The sequence below is a fragment of the Mesorhizobium sp. B2-3-4 genome, from assembly GCF_006442315.1.
Taxonomy (GTDB): Bacteria; Pseudomonadota; Alphaproteobacteria; order Rhizobiales; family Rhizobiaceae; genus Mesorhizobium.
Genome location: NZ_VFVY01000016.1, coordinates 105373 through 122180, shown reverse-complemented (window position 1 = coordinate 122180; position 16808 = coordinate 105373). Strand labels below are relative to the sequence as shown.

General features: G+C 65.5%; 16 protein-coding genes. 9 read left to right on the top strand and 7 right to left on the bottom strand.

All coding sequences use genetic code 11. The features are described 5' to 3' along the window. Positions 1 to 13 precede the first annotated feature (13 nt). The 7 genes from FJ967_RS22645 to FJ967_RS22615 all read left to right on the top strand — a co-directional run bounded on the left by FJ967_RS22645 (position 14) and on the right by FJ967_RS22615 (position 7475). Entirely contained in the window at positions 14 to 2587 is a 2574-nt protein-coding gene (locus FJ967_RS22645; RefSeq protein ID WP_140734038.1) for a caspase family protein, read from the top strand. A 91-nt stretch (positions 2588 to 2678) separates the two neighbouring features. Continuing rightward, complete coding sequence (locus tag FJ967_RS22640) at positions 2679 to 2987, top strand: hypothetical protein (protein WP_140734037.1); 309 nt, start codon at positions 2679 to 2681, stop codon at positions 2985 to 2987. A gap of 123 nt (positions 2988 to 3110) precedes the next feature. Further along, entirely contained in the window at positions 3111 to 4118 is a 1008-nt protein-coding gene (locus FJ967_RS22635) for a LacI family DNA-binding transcriptional regulator (RefSeq protein ID WP_140734036.1), read from the top strand. Positions 4119 to 4191: 73 nt separating this feature from the next. Then, positions 4192 to 4983: a 3-methyl-2-oxobutanoate hydroxymethyltransferase gene (locus tag FJ967_RS22630; protein WP_140734035.1), complete on the top strand. Its 792-nt coding sequence runs from the start codon at positions 4192 to 4194 to the stop codon at positions 4981 to 4983. A 22-nt stretch (positions 4984 to 5005) separates the two neighbouring features. Beyond that, complete coding sequence (locus FJ967_RS22625) at positions 5006 to 6010, top strand: sterol desaturase family protein (RefSeq protein ID WP_140734034.1); 1005 nt, start codon at positions 5006 to 5008, stop codon at positions 6008 to 6010. A 111-nt stretch (positions 6011 to 6121) separates the two neighbouring features. Next, positions 6122 to 7087, top strand: a complete 966-nt coding sequence (locus FJ967_RS22620) for a substrate-binding domain-containing protein (protein ID WP_140734033.1) — start codon at positions 6122 to 6124, stop codon at positions 7085 to 7087. 70 nt (positions 7088 to 7157) lie between these two features. Beyond that, a complete protein-coding gene (locus tag FJ967_RS22615) occupies positions 7158 to 7475 on the top strand; it encodes a MocE family 2Fe-2S type ferredoxin (protein ID WP_140734032.1) in 318 nt (105 codons plus the stop codon). A gap of 40 nt (positions 7476 to 7515) precedes the next feature. Here FJ967_RS22615 and FJ967_RS22610 read toward each other — a convergent pair whose 3' ends face one another. The 3 genes from FJ967_RS22610 to FJ967_RS22600 all read right to left on the bottom strand — a co-directional run bounded on the left by FJ967_RS22610 (position 7516) and on the right by FJ967_RS22600 (position 10346). Then, a complete protein-coding gene (locus tag FJ967_RS22610) occupies positions 7516 to 8346 on the bottom strand; it encodes an aldo/keto reductase (protein ID WP_140734031.1) in 831 nt (276 codons plus the stop codon). 85 nt (positions 8347 to 8431) lie between these two features. Then, positions 8432 to 9064 carry a PQQ-binding-like beta-propeller repeat protein gene (locus FJ967_RS22605; protein ID WP_140734030.1) on the bottom strand — a complete coding sequence of 211 codons (633 nt, stop codon included), beginning with the start codon at positions 9062 to 9064 and terminating at the stop codon, positions 8432 to 8434. Positions 9065 to 9125: 61 nt separating this feature from the next. Beyond that, positions 9126 to 10346: a helix-turn-helix domain-containing protein gene (locus FJ967_RS22600; RefSeq protein ID WP_140734029.1), complete on the bottom strand. Its 1221-nt coding sequence runs from the start codon at positions 10344 to 10346 to the stop codon at positions 9126 to 9128. Between the two features lie 292 nt (positions 10347 to 10638). Between FJ967_RS22600 and FJ967_RS22595 the strand changes: the two genes are divergently transcribed. Together FJ967_RS22595 and FJ967_RS22590 are read left to right on the top strand one after the other, a co-directional pair. Further along, a complete protein-coding gene (locus tag FJ967_RS22595) occupies positions 10639 to 11391 on the top strand; it encodes a thioredoxin family protein (protein ID WP_140734028.1) in 753 nt (250 codons plus the stop codon). Positions 11392 to 11528: 137 nt separating this feature from the next. Continuing rightward, positions 11529 to 11777 carry a hypothetical protein gene (locus FJ967_RS22590; protein WP_246675351.1) on the top strand — a complete coding sequence of 83 codons (249 nt, stop codon included), beginning with the start codon at positions 11529 to 11531 and terminating at the stop codon, positions 11775 to 11777. A 48-nt stretch (positions 11778 to 11825) separates the two neighbouring features. Here FJ967_RS22590 and FJ967_RS22585 read toward each other — a convergent pair whose 3' ends face one another. The 4 genes from FJ967_RS22585 to FJ967_RS22570 form a co-directional block, all read right to left on the bottom strand. Further along, positions 11826 to 12824, bottom strand: a complete 999-nt coding sequence (locus FJ967_RS22585) for a bestrophin family ion channel (protein ID WP_140734027.1) — start codon at positions 12822 to 12824, stop codon at positions 11826 to 11828. A gap of 155 nt (positions 12825 to 12979) precedes the next feature. After that, positions 12980 to 14131 carry a substrate-binding domain-containing protein gene (locus FJ967_RS22580; RefSeq protein WP_140734026.1) on the bottom strand — a complete coding sequence of 384 codons (1152 nt, stop codon included), beginning with the start codon at positions 14129 to 14131 and terminating at the stop codon, positions 12980 to 12982. A gap of 75 nt (positions 14132 to 14206) precedes the next feature. Continuing rightward, the gene (locus FJ967_RS22575; protein WP_140734025.1) at positions 14207 to 15202 is read right to left on the bottom strand and encodes an ABC transporter permease; all 996 of its coding nucleotides are present in this window, start codon (positions 15200 to 15202) and stop codon (positions 14207 to 14209) included. Further along, positions 15199 to 16785, bottom strand: coding sequence for a sugar ABC transporter ATP-binding protein (locus FJ967_RS22570; RefSeq protein ID WP_140734024.1), 1587 nt, complete (start codon positions 16783 to 16785; stop codon positions 15199 to 15201). The genes FJ967_RS22575 and FJ967_RS22570 overlap by 4 nt, the downstream gene beginning before the upstream one ends. Positions 16786 to 16808 lie beyond the last annotated feature (23 nt).

The following is a 16808-nucleotide window of genomic DNA, read 5'->3' as shown; positions in this document are numbered from 1 at the left end:
ATCGGGGTTGTGCATGGCGGGTCGACATCGCTTTGCCTTTTGCGCTGCATTGCTGCTGGCGTTGCAGGCTGTGTTGCTGGCATGGCCGGCACGGGCCGACGATGCCAAACCGCTGCGCGGCGTGGCACTGGTCATCGGCGAGTCCCACTACCTGTCCCTGCCCGCGCTGCCCAATCCGGCCAATGACGCACGCGCCGTCGCCCAGCTTTTGACCAGTCTCGGTTTCGAGGTCAGTTCCATCCCCGATGGCGACGGGGTGCGCCTGGCGCGCGGCCTCAAGCATTTCGTCGAGGACGCCGCCGGCGCCGACGTCGCGCTGCTCTACTATTCGGGCCATGGCATCGAGGCCGCGGGCGAGAACTATCTGGTGCCGGTCGAAGCGGACGCCACCTCGCTCGCCGATCCGGCCAACCGGCTGGTTCGGGTCTCGGCTCTGTTGGCTGAGCTCAAGGCCAGCGTTCCGGTGGCGATTATGCTGCTCGATGCCTGCCGATCCAACCCCTTCCCGCCCGGTGCGACGCTCAACACCCCGTCCGGCCCGGCGGCGGTGGCCGCCGCCGGGCTCGATCTCGCGCGTGGTGCCGCACCCCTTGCGGATGCATCCGGCGCGCCGGAGAGCCTGGGCGAGGTCATCGGCTTTGCCGCGGCGCCCGGCCATGCGGCATTGGACGGCGAAGCTGGCGGCAACAGTCCCTATGCCGCCGCTCTTTTGAAACATCTCGCAGCCGGCGGTTTTGCCTTCGGCGATGTCATGACCATGGTCACCGAGGAAGTCTATGTGAAGACCGGCGGCCGGCAATTGCCCTGGACCAATGCCAGCCTGCGGCGGCTGCTCTATTTCGGCCAGGCACCGGAGGAGACCGGCAGCGACGAGGCCTCGATCCGCTCGGCCCGGCGCAAGCTGCTGCTGACCATAGCCACCACGCCTGCCGACCAGCGCGCGATGGTCGAAACCGTCGCGGCGCAGAACGAGGTGCCGCTCGACCAGCTCTACGGCATGCTCGGCGCCCTTCGGATCGACACATCTGCCGGCCCCGCCGATTTGCAGGCGCAGCTCGCGGCCGGCGCACAGAAGCTGCGCGAAATCATAACCCGGCACGACACCGAAACCAGGCAGGATCCTGAATTGATTCGCCTTTCTGGCCTTGCCGACCGCGCGCAGACGGAAGGCGCCATCCAGCTCGCGCTGACCTTCCGCGCCAAGGCCAGCGCGCGGGCCGAGGAGATCGACAAACAGCTGGACGAAGCCGAGGCTGACATCAGGCAGAGGCGGCTGGAACTCGCCAATACTTTTGCCGACCATGCGCGCACCGCTATCTTGAACTTCGACTACCGCACCGCCGCCGAGCGCTATGAGGACGCGTTCCGGCAGGCCGAGCGCTGGGACCCGAAGACCGCCTTCATCTACAAGATCTTCGAAGGCGACGCGCTGACCGACCAGGGCATGATCAAGGGCGAAAACGCGGCCTTGTCAGAAGCGGTCGACGTCTATGAGGCGGCCAAGCTGCTGCCCGGCGTCACCGTCTTCACCGGCGGCCCGGCCGGCGTCGCCATCAACGAAGGCATCACGCTGACGGCATTGGCCGCACGCGAAAACGGCACGGCGCGTGTCGAGCAGGCGATCAAGGTCTATGAGGACGCGCTCGAGATCTTCAGCCGCAAGCGCACGCCGCAATTGTGGGCCACCGTGCTGATCAACCTTGGCAACGCCTACGACCTGATGGGGCAGCGCGCCGGCGGCACGGCCTACTACGCCAAGGCGATGGACGCCTACCGCCAGGCGACGAAGGTCTATACGAAAAAGACCAGTCCCGACGAATGGGCGGGGTTGCAAAACAACATCGGCAACGAGTTCACCGCGCTCGGCGATGCCGGCGACGCAAGGAAGAACTACACGGACGCCATCGACGCCTTCCACGGCGCCCTCACTGTCTGGACCCGCGGCAAGGTGCCGGTGCAGTGGGCGATGGCGATGGCCAACATGGCGGTGGCGCTGCAGAAGCTCGGCGAGATCGAGGACGGCACCGAAAAACTGGAGGCGTCGCGGGCCGCCTTCCAGGACGTGCTGGAGGTCCGCACCCGCGAGACCCAGCCGGTCGACTGGGCCAACACCCAGAGCAATCTCGGCGCCGTGCTTCTGTCGCTTGGCCAGCGCGGCAAATGCGCCGACTGCTTCGAGCAGGCGCTGGCCGCCTTTGACAGGGCGCATGAGGTCATTACCCGCAAGCAGGACCCTTTCACCTGGGCCACCATCACCTACAATCAGGGCCGCGCCTACCGTTTCATGGGCGACGCCGAGGACAGCGTACCGCGCTACCGCAAGGCGCTTGAGCAGATGGACCTGGCGCTGACCGAACTGACACGCGAAAAGTCGCCGATCATCTGGGGCAAGACCCATTCGGTGCGCGGCGAAATACTGCTCGCAATCGGCACCAGGACGCATGACAGGGCCAGCCTGCTCGCGGCCCGCGACGCTTTCATCGCCGCCCGCGACATTTTTCGCCAACAGCATTACGCCCAGGGCTTCGAAGGCTTCTACGAGAAGGAACTCGGCCTGGTGGAACAGCAGCTGGCGATGAAGTTCTGAACGGCTTTTCGCGAAAGTCCGGGTTGACCGGCTCCCGGTGCAAGGCGACTATCCCTCCTTCGAGCGCAGCAGTACCCGAGGAGGAAATGCGATGGACGAGCCCGAACGGTGGCGCCACATGTCGACGGCGCCGAAGGACGGCAGCCGCATCCTGGTCACCGTGCGCTCGTCCGAGCAGGGGCCGGCGGAAGTCGATCTCGCCTACTGGTCGCGCGCCGACCAGTTCGCCGAGGAAGGCTGGCGCGCCTCCGATTCCTCGCCCGGCCGCGTCGTCGAATATGCCGAGCCCGAGCTGAAATGCTGGATGCCGCTGCCCACCGCCAATCCCGGCCGGGGTGCCTCGATGCCCGCTCCCTGGGAAGGCGATGATGCCCAGCAACTGGACGGCTCCGGGATTTAGGGCGCCGACGGCGGAAACTGCCAATCTCCCGTCGTGGCGAGATGCGGCTTCCCCAGCCGAGGCGTAAAGCATTCAATGTGAAAACATGCTACCTCCTGATCAAATCGCATCAGGGAGGGCGCCATCGCCAAACCCACCTTCGCCGACATCGCCCGCCGCGCCGGCGTCGGCACCGCGACGGTCGAGCGCGTGCTCAACGGCCGCGGCGGCGTGCGGCCGCAAACAGTGGAAAAGGTGGTCGCCGCTGCCCGCTCGCTCGACTATCCGCGCCGGCTGCCCGAAGCGCATCGCGGCATCATCCGCATCGAGGTCATCCTGGTGCGGCCGGACTCGACCTTTTTCTCGCGACTGTCCCGCGCCTTCGAACGCATCGCGGCAACGCTCGACCGCACCGTCGCCGTGCACCGGACGTTCCTCGACGAGGGCGATGCGTCAGCCGTTGCCCGTCGCATCCGCGAGCCCGGCATGCGCCGTGGCGGCCTGATCCTGGCGGTGCCGGACGATCCGCTGATCCGCGCCGCTCTGGCCGAGATCGAGGCACAGGGCGTGCCGACGGTCCAGGTGGTGACCCGCATCGCCGGCTCGAAGGCCGACTATGTCGGCATCGACAATTACGCCGCCGGCCGCATGGCGGCGCAATTGATGAGCCGCATGCAGCCACGCGGCGGCAGCATCGTGGCGCTCTGCCACAGCCAGATCTACCAGGTGCATCGCGACCGCATCCGTGGCTTTTCGGACTATCTGGCACAGCATCCACGCGCCGATCATGCTTTCGCCGAGGTGCTGTTCGGCCATGACGAGGGCCACCGCAGCGCCGACCTTCTCGTCGAGGTGCTGCGGCAGCGCCCGGACCTTGCCGGCTTCTACAATGCCGGCGGCGGCAACGGTTCGCTGAACGAAATGCTGGCCCGCCATCCGCGCCGCCACGAGATATTCTTCGTCGGCCATGAACTGACCGAGCGCAGCAGCGCGGCGCTGCGCCAGGGCACCATGGACGTCGTGCTCGACCAGGCGCCCGAAGCGCAGGCGCGCCGCGCCATAGACCTGATCCTCGCCCGACTCGGACTGCACGACTTGCCGATCGAAAACCCGCCGATCCGCTTCATCACCTTCACCGCCGAGAACCTTTGATCTGATTTGATCAAGGAACAGGCGGTCTTCCGTCGGCAGCGATGCTACGCCTCCCGCAACGGGAGGATGTCGAGTGACGAGACGGCTGAGCGTACACGACCTGCAAAGCGCCAAGGGCAGCCGCAAATGGCTGCAGCTTCATGTCGACACGCCGGCCGAGGCGCGGGCCGCCGTCGCCAGCGACATCGTCATCCTGTCCTGCGAGCCCGATCACAATCTGGAGGCCATCCGTCAGGCGGCACCCCTCGCCTTCCTCTCCGTGGGTATGCCGCATGGCGCTATCGCTTCGTCTGATGAGGCGGTGCGGCTCGGCTTCTCCATGATGAAGCGCGGCGCCGATGCGGTCTATTCATCGCATTCGCCGCGCTTCATCGAGGCGATGGCCGCCGAGGGCGTTCCCGTCACCGGCCATGTCGGCCTGGTGCCCAACCGCGCCACCTGGACCAATTTCCGCGCCATCGGCAAATCGGCCGAGGAGGCGATCAAGGTGCTGCGCGCGGCAAAGGATCTGGAGAACGCCGGCGCGGCCTGCATCGAGGTCGAGGTGGTGCCGGTCAGGCTCGCCGACCACATCACCCGCTCGACGCCGCTGGTCACCATGGGTATGGGCTGCGGCAACGCCTGCGACACGCAATATCTGTTTTCCAGCGATGTGCTGGGCACCCACAGCGGCCACTACCCGCGCCATGCCAGGCGCTATGCCGATTTCGTCGCGCTGGAAGCCGAGTTGCAGGACAAGCGCATCACTGCCTTCCGCGCCTTCGGCCGCGACGTGGCCAATGGTCTTTACCCCGAAGCCAGGCACCAGGTGGACATGGACGATGCCGCCTACGACCGCTTCCTCACCCTCTCCCAGTCCTTGTGAACCCAGACATAGTGAGGCCGTCATGGACGATCTGAAATACGGCACGCGCAACAAGCGCGGCGACTGGGCGCCGAACGAGCCGGCCGGCACCGCGCCGCTGTTTGCCTTCCCGCCGCGCCCGCTGGCGCTGCTCAAATGGCTGCCGCACTATTTCCTGCCCTATAACATGCTGTTCGCGCTCTCGGCCGTGGCGTGGTGGCATTTCGTGCTGCCCGACACCGAGGCGATGAAGACGCTTTCCTTCGGCTGGATCGCCAGGCTCTTCCTCGTCAACTGCGTGGCGCTGCTGGTCTTCTTCGGCGCCTTCGAGATGCGGCTCTACACGCTAAAAGCCCAGGGCAACCGATTCAAATACAACGGCAAATGGCCGTCCGAGCAGAAGAACAAGGCGTTCCTGTTCAAGAACCAGAACATCGACAACATGCTGCGCACCTTCGGCACCGGCATGCCGATCTGGACGGCGATCGAGGTGGCGATCCTTTACGCCTACGCCAATGGCTACGTGCCGTGGCTGACCGTGGCCGAGCACCCGGTCTACCTGTTCGTGCTGGCGCTGGTGGTGCCGATCATCCACGAGACGCATTTCTTCCTGCTGCACCGGGCGATCCACTGGCCGCCGCTCTACAAATGGGTGCATTCGGTGCACCACAATTCAGTCAACCCCTCGCCCTGGTCGTCGCTGGCCATGCACCCGGTCGAGCAGCTCGGCTATCTCGGCGTGGCGCTCTGGCACCTCATTATCCCGTCCAATCCGCTGCTCGCGCTCTATCAGCTCCACTATGCCGGTTTCGGCGCCATTCCCGGCCATGTCGGCTTCGACAAGGTCGAGCTGACCGAGGATAGCTCGGTCGATAGCCACGCCTACATCCACTACCTCCACCACAAATATTTCGAGGTGAACTACGGCGACGGTCTCATTCCGTTCGACCGATGGTTCGGCACCTTCCACGACGGCAGCAAGGAGGGCGAGGCGCGGATGGAGGCCCGCTACGAAAAGAAGAAGGCACGCGCCAACGCCCCTCGCTGACCTCGGCCGACCAGACAGCCACAGGGATGGCGCGGCCATCCCTCCAGCCATCCCGCAAGGGCCGGAACGAAGAGGGGTGAACCGGCACTCCATCCGCAAGGGAGGAAAACCGTGAAGAAGCTTCTCATTTCGACGGCATTGGCGACGCTGATGTCGACGGCATTCGCCGCGACGATGTCGACATCGGCCTTCGCCGCCAAGATCGGCGTTTCGATCGTCAACTTCGACAACAATTTTCAGACGCTGCTGATGCACGGCATGCAGGACCGCGCCAAGGAAAAGGGCGCCGGCATCCAGGTCGAAGACGCGCAGAACGACGTCGCCAAGCAGCTCGACCAGGTCAAGAACTTCATCGCCTCGGGCGTCGACGCCATCATTGTCACGCTTGTCGACACCAATGCCTCCAAGACCATCAGCGAGGAGGCAGCCAAGGCCGGCATTCCGCTGGTCTTCGTCAACCTCGAACCATCAGACATGAAGAACCTGCCGGAAAAGCAGGTCTATGTCGGCTCCAACGAAACCGAGTCCGGCACGCTGGAGGCTTTCGAAGTCTGCAAGCTGTTGCGCGCCAAGGGCAAGTCGGCGGGCGCGACGGCCTATATCGTCATGGGCAGCCTGGTGCATCAGGCAGCACTGCAGCGCACCAAGGATGTCGAGCAGGTCTTTGCCACCGACATGTGCAACTTCATCAAGATCACCGACAAGCAATCGTCCGAATGGGCGCGCGACAATGCGCAGAACCTGATGACCAACTGGCTGACGGCGGGTCCGGCGCCGGACGCGGTGATCGCCAACAACGACGAATCCGCCATCGGCGCGATCCTGGCGCTGAAGGCAAACGGCGTCGACATGAAGAACGTCGTCGTCGGTGGCATCGACGCCACCCAGGACGGCCTGCAATCGATGAAGGCTGGCGATCTCGCGGTGACGGTGTTCCAGAACGCCAAGGGCCAGGGCGGCGGCGGTGTCGACGCGGCACTGGCGCTTGCCAAGGGCGAGAAGGTCGACCGCGTCGTCTACGTGCCGTTCGAACTGGTGACGCCGGCCAACGCTGCCGACTACCTCAGCAAGAATTGATCCCAGGAGCGAAATCTCCGGGACGGCAAGACAGCCGTCCCGGAGACCGCACGGAGCTCACGAGGAAAGAATGTCCAGCTGGATCAGGGCCTGCGGCCTCGACGACATCGAACAGGAAGGCGCGCGCCGTTTCGACCATGGCGGCCGCACCTACGCCATCTTCCGCTCGCCCGACGACGAGGTGTTCTGCACCGATGGGCTCTGCACCCATGAGGCCGTCCACCTCGCCGACGGGCTGGTCATGGACTACGAAGTCGAATGCCCCAAGCACGCCGGCGCCTTCGACTATCGAACGGGTGCGGCCAAGAGGCTGCCGCCCTGCGTCAATCTCGGCAGCTACCTGGCGCGGCTGGATGGCGATGCGGTGATGGTCGAGCTGCCGGAGTGAGGTGCCATCGGCGAAGCCGCCACGCCTGCCTGTCCAATCGTCAAAACAAGAACGCCGCCGTCGCCGGGTTCGGTCCGCCGCGTCCGCTGGCCGAATCCATGCCTCGGATGGTCGCCAGGTCCTGCGCGTCCAGTTCGAAATCGAAGACGTCGAAATTGGCCGCGATGCGGTCCTCGCGCACCGACTTCGGAATGACGATCAGTCCTTCCTGGAGATGCCAGCGGATCATCGTCTGCGCGGCTGACTTGCCATGCTTCCTGGCGATGCCTGCTATGGTCGGGTCGCCGAGCAGCTTGCCGCTGCCCAGCGGGCTCCAGCTTTCGGTCTGGATATTGTGCCTGGCATGGAATTCCCTGAGCGCGCGCTGCTGGAAGCGCGGGTGCAGCTCGACCTGGTTGACGACCGGAACCACGCCGGTCTCGCCGATGATGCGCTCCAGATGATCCGGATTGAAATTCGACACGCCGATCGACTTGATGCGGCCGGCCTTGCGCAGTTCGATCAGCGTCTTCCACGCCTCGACATATTTGTCCTGGCTGGGCACCGGCCAGTGGATCAGGAACAGGTCGAGCTGCTCGATGCCGAGCTTTTCCATCGTATCGTCGAAGGCGCGAAGCGCCGCGTCGCTCTGGTGCGCACCGTTGCGCAGCTTGGAGGTGATGAACAGCTCGGCTCTCGCCACGCCGGCGCTACGGATGGCCTCGCCGACGCCCTCCTCGTTCTGGTAGCCCTCGGCGGTGTCGATCAGCCGGTAGCCGGCCTTGATCGCCGAGCCGACCACTTGCGCTGTCATGTCGGCATCGACCTGCCACACGCCAAGGCCAAGCTGGGGAATGGCGGCGCCGTCGTTCAACGTGATCTGTTCGGGCATGGTCTGGTCCTTTTGCGGGGGAATGGTCCAGCCTATCTAGGCACGCCACCGCTCAACGACCAGCCGATTTCAGATAAATCGACCGTCACTTCGGCCGGCGCACCGCCCTCACCACGCCGACATTGCCGCCGCCGCAGAACAGACGCTCGCCGCCGTCGGATTCGAGCCCCGATATGCCCATGCCCGTGGGCATATCGAGCTTCTCCAGAACCTTGCCCGTCCGCGGGTCGATGCGCCTGAGATCGCTCTCGTCGCCTTCCCAGGTGGCGTGCCACATCTCGCCCTCCACCCAGGTCACCCCGGTGACGAAGCGGTCGGATTCGATGGTGCGCAGCACCGCCCCGGTCTCGGGATCGATCTGGTGTATCTTGCGCTCGCGGTACTGCCCGACCCACAGCGTTCCTTCGGCCCAGGTCAGCCCGGAATCGCGACCGCCACCCGGCGCTGGAATGGTGCTCAGAACCTCGCCGCTGTCAGGGTCGATCTTCAGGATGCGGTCGTTGGTGATCTGGTAGAGATGCCTTCCGTCATAGGCGGTGCCGGCATGCGCCGCGACATCGATCGTGCGCAGCGGTTTGCCGGTTTGCGGATCGAAGGCATTGAGCCTGTCGCCCGAGGCGAACCAGACGCTCTTGCCGTCGAAGCTGACCCCACCCACCTTCTCGACCCCCGGAAAGGGTCCATATTCCTGCAGGATTTCAGCCGCCGAATGTTTCATGTCCTGATCCTCGATCGTGGTCGCTATTTGCAGGCCGGCCTCACCTGAATATCGACGCACCTTAGCCATTCGGCAGCGGTGCCGGGAGTAACAAGGTCGTCGTGAATCCCGCCACCGGCGGCGTCATCCAGCGGCGCGCCCGGCCGTGGCCGAAAGACTGCACCTTGCCGGTTTCGGCAAGCGGCTCAAGCGCCCTTTGCACGCTGCGCTGGCCGGTTCCGAGCGCCAGCGCCAAGGCCGAGCTCGACCACGCCTCGCCATCGGCGAGCAAGGCGAGCACCGCCGCGTGCCGTTCCTCGATCGGCCGCGCCAGCACCATCACCGCGCGCGCCTGGCGCGGCGCCAGCGTGAAGCCGCGCTTGGTGGCGCTGATATCGGCCAGCCCGCCAAGCTCGCCGCGCAGCCGTCCGATTTCGACGCGCAGCCGGGCGCGGTGCGATTCATCGGCATGCTTGCCGCCAAAGGCCCGCGCCACCAGTTCCTCCCGCGACACGTCCGCCGGCCATGCTTCGGCGAGCGTTCGCGCCAGCGAAAACAGCACCGGCCGGCTCGCCAGCGAAACCGTGGTGCCGCCGCCGCGCACCGCGTAGTGAAAAGCATCGACGACCAGCCCCGGCGCCCCCTGCAGCGCCTCCACCTCTTCGAGCAGCAGCGGCCGTTCTTCACCATTGGCGATCAGCCGCGCCGCCGGCGTCTCAAGTGCCAGGGACGCGCTCTCCACTTCCGCGATCAGGCCGGCAATGCCGGCCTTGCGGGCGGCGGCTCGCGCCCACTCGAGTGCCGCGCGCGCCGGGCGGGTCCGCAGTCGCCGCAAAGCGATACCGGCCACGGCCAGCTCATGCGCGGCCCGCGACGCCGGCGGCAGCGGCGCCGGGTCGAGCCCGGCCAGCACCTGCTCGGCCTCGTCGAGGCGGCCGATCAGGAGCAGGCGCCGTACCTTGAGATGGCCGGCATGCGCCGCATTGAGCCGGTCGCCATGCTTTTCCAGCGTAATGCGCGCCGCGTCGAGCGCCTTGGCCGGCCAGCCAAGGTCGCGCGAGACCAGCGCGATCTCGGCCTCGGCGACGACGCACCGCGCCCGCGCCACCGCTTCCCTCGGGCTGAAGGCGCGCGCGGCGCGCCGCAACAAGAGCTTGGCGCGATCGAGATCGCCGAGCTGCGCCATGGCGATGCCGCGCAGCGCCAGCGCCGGCGCGTCCTCGCGCAGCGCAACGCGGTCGAGCGCGCCGAGCGGATCGCCTGCCGCCAGAGCCAACGCCGCAGCTGTCATCAGCGAGTCCATTCAAATCCCGTCACACTTGTAACTCCCACCCCGCCGCGTCGGCGCCCTACCTTAAGTCAGTACCGTCAACCAGCAAGTCGTGCCGGCCATGACGGCATGCAAGGGAGAACCAGAAAATGCCTGCTTCCACCGACCTCGACCTCGCCACGGCGAATGATACGGCCAAGCCAGCCGGGCGCCACCCCTGCTGCGCCGGGCCGGATTTCTTTGAACCCGCCACGCCTCAGACATCCCGGCATCCCCAGGCAACGACACACCGCAACGACGCCATGACTGGCAAAGGAGAAGACCAATGACCAAGCACATGACCATGAAGACCCCGCCGATCGTTTCGCCGCAGGACTGGGCGGCCGCGCATGAAAAGATGCTGGTGAAGGAGAAGGCGACGATGCGCGCCAGGGACGCGCTGTCGGCCGAACGCCGGCGCATGCCATGGATGGAAGTGGACAAGGCCTATGTCTTCGAAGGCCCGAACGGCAAGGCAAGCCTGCTCGACCTGTTCGAAGGCCGCCGCCAGTTGATCGTCTACCGCGCCTTCTTCGAACCCGGCGTCTATGGCTGGCCCGACCATGCCTGCCGCGGTTGTTCGCTGGGCGCCGACCAGGTCGGACACCTCGCCCACCTCAACGCCCGCAACACCACGCTGGCCTACGCCTCGCGCGCGCCGCAGGCCGACATTGTCAGGCTGAAGGCACGCATGGGCTGGGAGATGCCCTGGTACACGATATCAGACAGTTTCGACAAGGATTTCGGCGTCGACGAATGGCACGGCCACAACGTCTTCATCCATGACGGCGACCGCGTCTTCCGCACCTATTTCATCAACAGCCGCGGCGACGAGGCGATGGGCACGGTGTGGAGCTATCTCGACGCCACTCCGCTCGGCCGCCAGGAGATCTGGGAGGACTCGCCCGAAGGCTATCCGCAGACGCCGCTCTACAGCTGGTGGAACTGGCACGATAATTATGAGGCCGGCGCCGACAAGAAATGGGCCGAAGTCTCTGCCGCCGGCGAGGCCGCGTTCCGCGACAAGGGCGAGAAGTAGGGCTTCGCCAAGGAGCTGGCCGTGGCCTGCGAAAGCCCCGGCCGCCTCTCGGCCACCGCGCCCCGCCCCCGGGCGGGGCGCGGAAATCAAGTCTTGGCGCGTCGCGTCCCGACCCTCGGCACATCAGGAGAAAAGCCGTGAGCGATACCCATCGCACCGAAAACATCGCCGCCCTTGGCATCGCCGATTGGCTGTGCCTTGCCGCCGCCCCGACCTTCGCCTTGATGGCGCTCGTCTCGCTGGGCGGCGAGGGAGCAATGAGCTGCATGGGCGCCCCGTCGCCGATCGCGGGTATGCCGGCCATGTACCTCCTGATGAGCGCCTTCCATCTGGCGCCCTGGCTGCGGATCGTTTCCGGCCGGAAGGCACGGACTGGTCGGGACTGACCGCCGGCCGGCATAGCCCTGAGATCGAGGCTCGCGAGCGTACAAACTCTACATCGCGATGTCGTTGACCGGCAGCAAGGGCCTGGGCAGATCGCTTTCGCCAAGCCCGGCGCGCATCTCGATCTCGATGTCGCGGCATATCTGCGAGATCGGCACGTCGTTGGCATTGCCCTCGAAGGGATTGGCACTGCTTTCACCCACCTGGTCGAGCGACATGTAGGCCCAGCCCAAAAGCGTGCTGAACGGGATCGTCAGCCAGATGGCGATCGCGCCGAGCATGCCACCGAGCTTGCCCATGTCGGCGAACACCGGAACCACGCCGAACGGCAGCAGCGTGCAGAAGATCATCACGAACATGGAACTGACGATGGCGTATTGCCGGGGATAGGGATTGTTCTTGATGCGGTCGCAACGCGCCTGCTGATCGTGGAAGTCGCGGATCAGCTTGGTCAGTTCGCCATAGATCTGCGGTGGGATCTGGGCGTCCTTGAAGAGCCCGTTGACTTGGACCGACTGCATTTCGAGCAAGGCTATCGCCGGACGGGGCGACCTCAGGACATCGGCTGTCGTCTCGCCCAGCAGCGGGCGCAGATCGTCGGCGATCGAGCCCTTGTCCTCCTGGATATCGTAACGCCGCCGGTATTCGACATTGGCGGCCTTGCCCATCGATTCCCACGGCATCGGCCGCCGCAGCGAATAGCGCAGCGCCGTCATCCAGGCGATGTGGCGATAGATGAGCTGCCGCGCTGTCGCCGCATCCAGGAAGTCCCGGCAGAAATTGGACCAGACGCGGCTGCTTGCCGTGATCTGCGTGAACGCCTGCAGCGCTTCGCCGCTGCGGGTGAACACTTGCGAATTCTTGAAGCCGGCAACCAGCGACACCGTGGTGCCGAGCACCAGCACCACCGACCACGGCACCGAAAACCCGGCAAGGCCCGGAAGCCGGTAGGCCGCCACGGCCAGCCCGCTCACCACCACCATGTAGATGACGCTGCGCCGCGACCACAGCGCGAAATCGACCACCTTGTAGGAACGGCCTACATACATCGGGCACCCCTCGAATCGCGGACAGCCGGCAAATCAGGCCATCCCGGCCTGACGCCTAGCATACCGCGTGCCCACGACGAAGAGCCGTCGGGGCCGGTCCGGGGGCCGCCAGTGACGGGCGCGGAACCTCCCCGCGCCCATGCCTTTCATCTACCTCAGTTGCACTTCGGCTTTGCCGCATTGCAGGCGTCGACCAGTTCGGCCGGCGGGTCCTTGTGGAAGACGGTCTTGTAGGATTCCAGCACGTTGGACTGCACCACCGGCAAGGACTGCACGCCGACCCAGGCGGGCGTGGGTTGTCCGATCAGCGCCTTCATCATGGCCAGCGCCTCGGCGACGCCCTGGTCGTAGGGACGCTGCGAGCCGGTAGCCTTGAGCGGCCCGCCCTTGGCGATCTCGATCGCCGATTGCAGGCCGAGATCGACCGTGGTGATCGGAATGTCGATGCCTTGCGCGCGCATCGACGACAGCGTGTCGAGCGCCGGCTGGTCCCAGACCGCGTAGAGGCCCTTCACGTCGGGATTGCCGGTCAGGAAATCGCCTGCGATCTGCGAGACTTTCGACGGATCGGTGAAATCGACCTGCTTCATGACGATGTCGGGCCGGTTCTTCTTCATCCACTCGCTGACGCCCTTGGTGCGCTCATTGGTGCTGAAATAGTCGACGCCGAAATTCACCAGGCCGATCGTGCCGCCCTTGGGCATGCAGGAGGCGAGGATCGTCGCGGCGATCTGGCCATTGCCCTGGCTGTCGGCCGAGATCATCGAGGCAAAATCCTTGGGCGATGAAAGGCCGACCGGAATAGAGTCCATGAACACCAGCTTGATGCCGGCCTCGCCCACCTTCTTGTAGGTCGGTGCCGTCGCGGTGAAATCGACGGGGATGGAGATGATGCCGTCGGGATGCTGCTGGATGGTGTTTTCGATGTCGGCGATCTGCTTGTCGACCTGATATTCGGCCGACGCCACGCCGGTGACGGTGACGCCATATTTGGCCAACGTCTCGCTGATGCCTTGCACCTGCAATTGCGACCAGTCGAGGTTCACCGTCTGCATGGAAATGCCGACCTTGAAGTTGCCGGCCTTGACCTTGGCGGCTTCGTCGTCGGTCAATTTCAGCTCGTCGGGCGAGGCAGCCTTTTCGCCATGCGGGCCTTGCCCGACAATGCCTTTGGGACCGAGCGTGGCGAGGTCGACGCCGGTAACGCAGGTGTCGGGCGTTTGCGCGAGACTGAGCGACGTCGACAGCGCGAAGGCGCTGGCGGCGAGGCTCAATGTGCCGAGTAGGATTCTTGCCGATTGTCTCATGACTTCCTCCGTTGATCGTTGATGTTATGCCGTTTGGAGCCGGCGGTTTTCTGCTGATATTCGCGAATGCGCGCCTTACCTCCTCGTGAACGCGACCGCGGCGACGATGATTGCTCCCTTGATGACGAGTTGCAGCGACGAGCTGACGCCGAGCAGCACCAGCCCATTGTTGAGCGTGCCGATGATCAGGCTGCCGAGCAGCGTGCCGAGCACGAAGCCGCGGCCGCCGAACAGGCTGCAGCCGCCGAGGATCACCGAGGCGATGACATCGAGCTCCATGCCTTGCACCACGTCGGGGCGCGCCGCGTGCGAACGCGCCGACAGGATCAGCGATGCCAGTCCGGCGAGCGTGCCGGTCAGCACGAAGGCCAGCGTCGTGACCTGCTTGATGTTGACACCCGAATAGAGCGCCGCGGTCGGATTGCCGCCCGCCGCATAGACGCGCCGCCCGTAGACGCTGTAGTGCAGGAGCAGGATGCCGGCGATGGTGACGCCGAGCGTCCACAGGATCGGTGCGGGAATGCCCAGCACCGAGCCCTCGCCGAAGATGGCGAAATAATACTCGTTGGTGATGATGACCGGCTTGGTGTTGGTGACCATCAGCGCCAAGCCGCGCGCGCCGCTCAGCGTGCCGAGCGTCACCAGGAAGGACGGGATTTCGAGGCGCGTGGTCAGAACCCCGTTGACCAGTCCGATCAGTGCGCCCGTACCCAGCCCCGCAACCGCGCCGACCACCCAATTGTTGGCGACAAAAGCCATGGCCAACGACGCGCTCATGCCCGAAAGCGCCAGCGTCGAGGCCACCGACAGGTCGATCTGCCTGGAGATGATGACGAATGTCATGCCCACCGCAATGATCGAGACCAGCGTCGTCTGCCGACCGATGTTGAGAAAATTGTCGATCGACAGGAACCAGGGCGACGCCAGGCTGAAGACAACGAGCATGACGGCGAACGCGACATAGAGCATGTAGGGCCGCTCCCCCTGCAGCAGATGCCGCAAGGCCGAGCGGCCGCCGGCCGGGTGGGCGGCACCCTTGGCCGTTGCTGTGTTTGGCGGGGTCTCGGTCATGCCGCGTGTTCTTCCGATGGCTGCGAAAGCTGGATGAGGTGGTGGAGATCCTCGGCACTGCCGAGGTCGTGGCGCGAAATCGTTTTAGTGATCCGGCCGTCGACGACGATGGAGATGCGGTCGCAGAGCTGCAGCAGCTCGGAAAGATCTGAAGACACCAGAAGCACGCCGCTGCCGGCCGCTGCCGCCGCGCGAATGACGCCGTAAATCTCCTCGCGCGCGCCGACATCGACGCCGACCGTCGGCTCGTCGAGCAGCAGCACGCGCGGCCTAGGCTCATTCCATTTGCCGAACACCACCTTCTGCTGGTTGCCGCCGGACAGGTTCTTCACCGGCGTCAGCGCGCCGGGCGCCTTGACCGCCAGCCGGCGCATCGCCGCATTGGCGTGCGCGCTGGCCGTGCGCCGCCGCAGCCAGCCGAGACGGGAGAAATCCGGCAAGCGTGGCAAGGTCAGGTTGCGCTCTATCGAATGGTCGAGCACCAGGCCCTGGACGTGCCGGTCCTCCGGCACCAGCGCGATGCCTTGCCCGATCGCGGCGGCTGGACCCGATGCCGCCAGCGCGGCGCCGTCGAGGCTGGCCTGTCCGGACTGGACCGGCAGCAGGCCGAAAATGGTCTGCAGGATTTCGGTGCGCCCGCTGCCGATCAGGCCGGCAAGGCCATGGATTTCACCGCCGCGCAGTTGGAGATTGACCCGGTCGAGCCGGTCGTTGCCGACATCCCTCAAGTCGAGCACCGGCCTGTCGGCCGAATGCGCCGGTGCGCGCGGGCTCTGTGCGCTTGCCGTGTCGTCCGCCTTCAGCACGGCGTGATCCGGTCCGACGATCGCGCCGACCAGCTGCCGCATATTGGTTTCCTGCGTGATGAATGTCCCGGCGTTCTGGCCGTCGCGAAACACCGTCACCCGGTTCGAGATCCGGAACACCTCGTTGAGGCGGTGGGTGACGTAGATGACGCCCACGCCGCGCGCGGCGACAGCGCGGATTGCCTCGAACAGGATCTTCTCCTCATCGTCGGTCAGCGCCGAGGTCGGCTCGTCGAGGATAAGCAGCCGCACGTCGCCCATCAGCGCCTTGGCGATCTCGGTCATCTGGCGATAGGCGAACGGCAACGACCCGACCATGGCGCGGGCATCGAGCGGAATGTTCTGCGATTTCAGGAATGCCTCGGCCTGCGCCATCAGCAGGCTCTTCCTGAGGACGCCGAAGCGGGTCCGGGGCTCCCGTCCAAGCAGCAGATTGTCGGCTACCGAAAGCGACTCGACCAGGCTCAGATCCTGATAGACGACCGCCACGCCGGCATCGCGCGACTGGGCGGGTGAGGCAAAGGAGACGGGCTTGCCGTCGATTTCGATCGAGCCGCCATCATGCACATGCACGCCGCTCAGGATCTTGATCAGCGTCGATTTGCCGGCCCCGTTTTCACCGAGCAAAGCGTGGACTTCGCCGGACCGGATTTCCAGGCTGACGCCGCGCAGCGCATTGACGCCACCGAACCTCTTGCTGACGCCCTCGACGCGCAGCAAAGGGGACATCCCTGCAATCGAACCCTGTTCGATCGCGGTCGAACCCTGTTCGATCATGACGTCCGCGCTTCCTCCCTTGG

Excerpts from the sequence above, each read along its gene's own strand:
- FJ967_RS22645 (WP_140734038.1), top strand. The coding sequence starts at position 14 with ATGGCGGGTCGACATCGCTTTGCCTTTTGCGCTGCATTGCTGCTGGCG.
- FJ967_RS22575 (WP_140734025.1), bottom strand. The coding sequence starts at position 15,202 with ATGACCGAGACCCCGCCAAACACAGCAACGGCCAAGGGTGCCGCCCAC.
- FJ967_RS22610 (WP_140734031.1), bottom strand. The coding sequence starts at position 8,346 with ATGCCCGAACAGATCACGTTGAACGACGGCGCCGCCATTCCCCAGCTT.
- FJ967_RS22580 (WP_140734026.1), bottom strand. The coding sequence starts at position 14,131 with ATGAGACAATCGGCAAGAATCCTACTCGGCACATTGAGCCTCGCCGCC.
- FJ967_RS22625 (WP_140734034.1), top strand. The coding sequence starts at position 5,006 with ATGGACGATCTGAAATACGGCACGCGCAACAAGCGCGGCGACTGGGCG.
- FJ967_RS22605 (WP_140734030.1), bottom strand. The coding sequence starts at position 9,064 with ATGAAACATTCGGCGGCTGAAATCCTGCAGGAATATGGACCCTTTCCG.
- FJ967_RS22585 (WP_140734027.1), bottom strand. The coding sequence starts at position 12,824 with ATGTATGTAGGCCGTTCCTACAAGGTGGTCGATTTCGCGCTGTGGTCG.
- FJ967_RS22615 (WP_140734032.1), top strand. The coding sequence starts at position 7,158 with ATGTCCAGCTGGATCAGGGCCTGCGGCCTCGACGACATCGAACAGGAA.
- FJ967_RS22600 (WP_140734029.1), bottom strand. The coding sequence starts at position 10,346 with ATGGACTCGCTGATGACAGCTGCGGCGTTGGCTCTGGCGGCAGGCGAT.
- FJ967_RS22570 (WP_140734024.1), bottom strand. The coding sequence starts at position 16,785 with ATGATCGAACAGGGTTCGACCGCGATCGAACAGGGTTCGATTGCAGGG.
- FJ967_RS22595 (WP_140734028.1), top strand. The coding sequence starts at position 10,639 with ATGACCAAGCACATGACCATGAAGACCCCGCCGATCGTTTCGCCGCAG.
- FJ967_RS22640 (WP_140734037.1), top strand. The coding sequence starts at position 2,679 with ATGGACGAGCCCGAACGGTGGCGCCACATGTCGACGGCGCCGAAGGAC.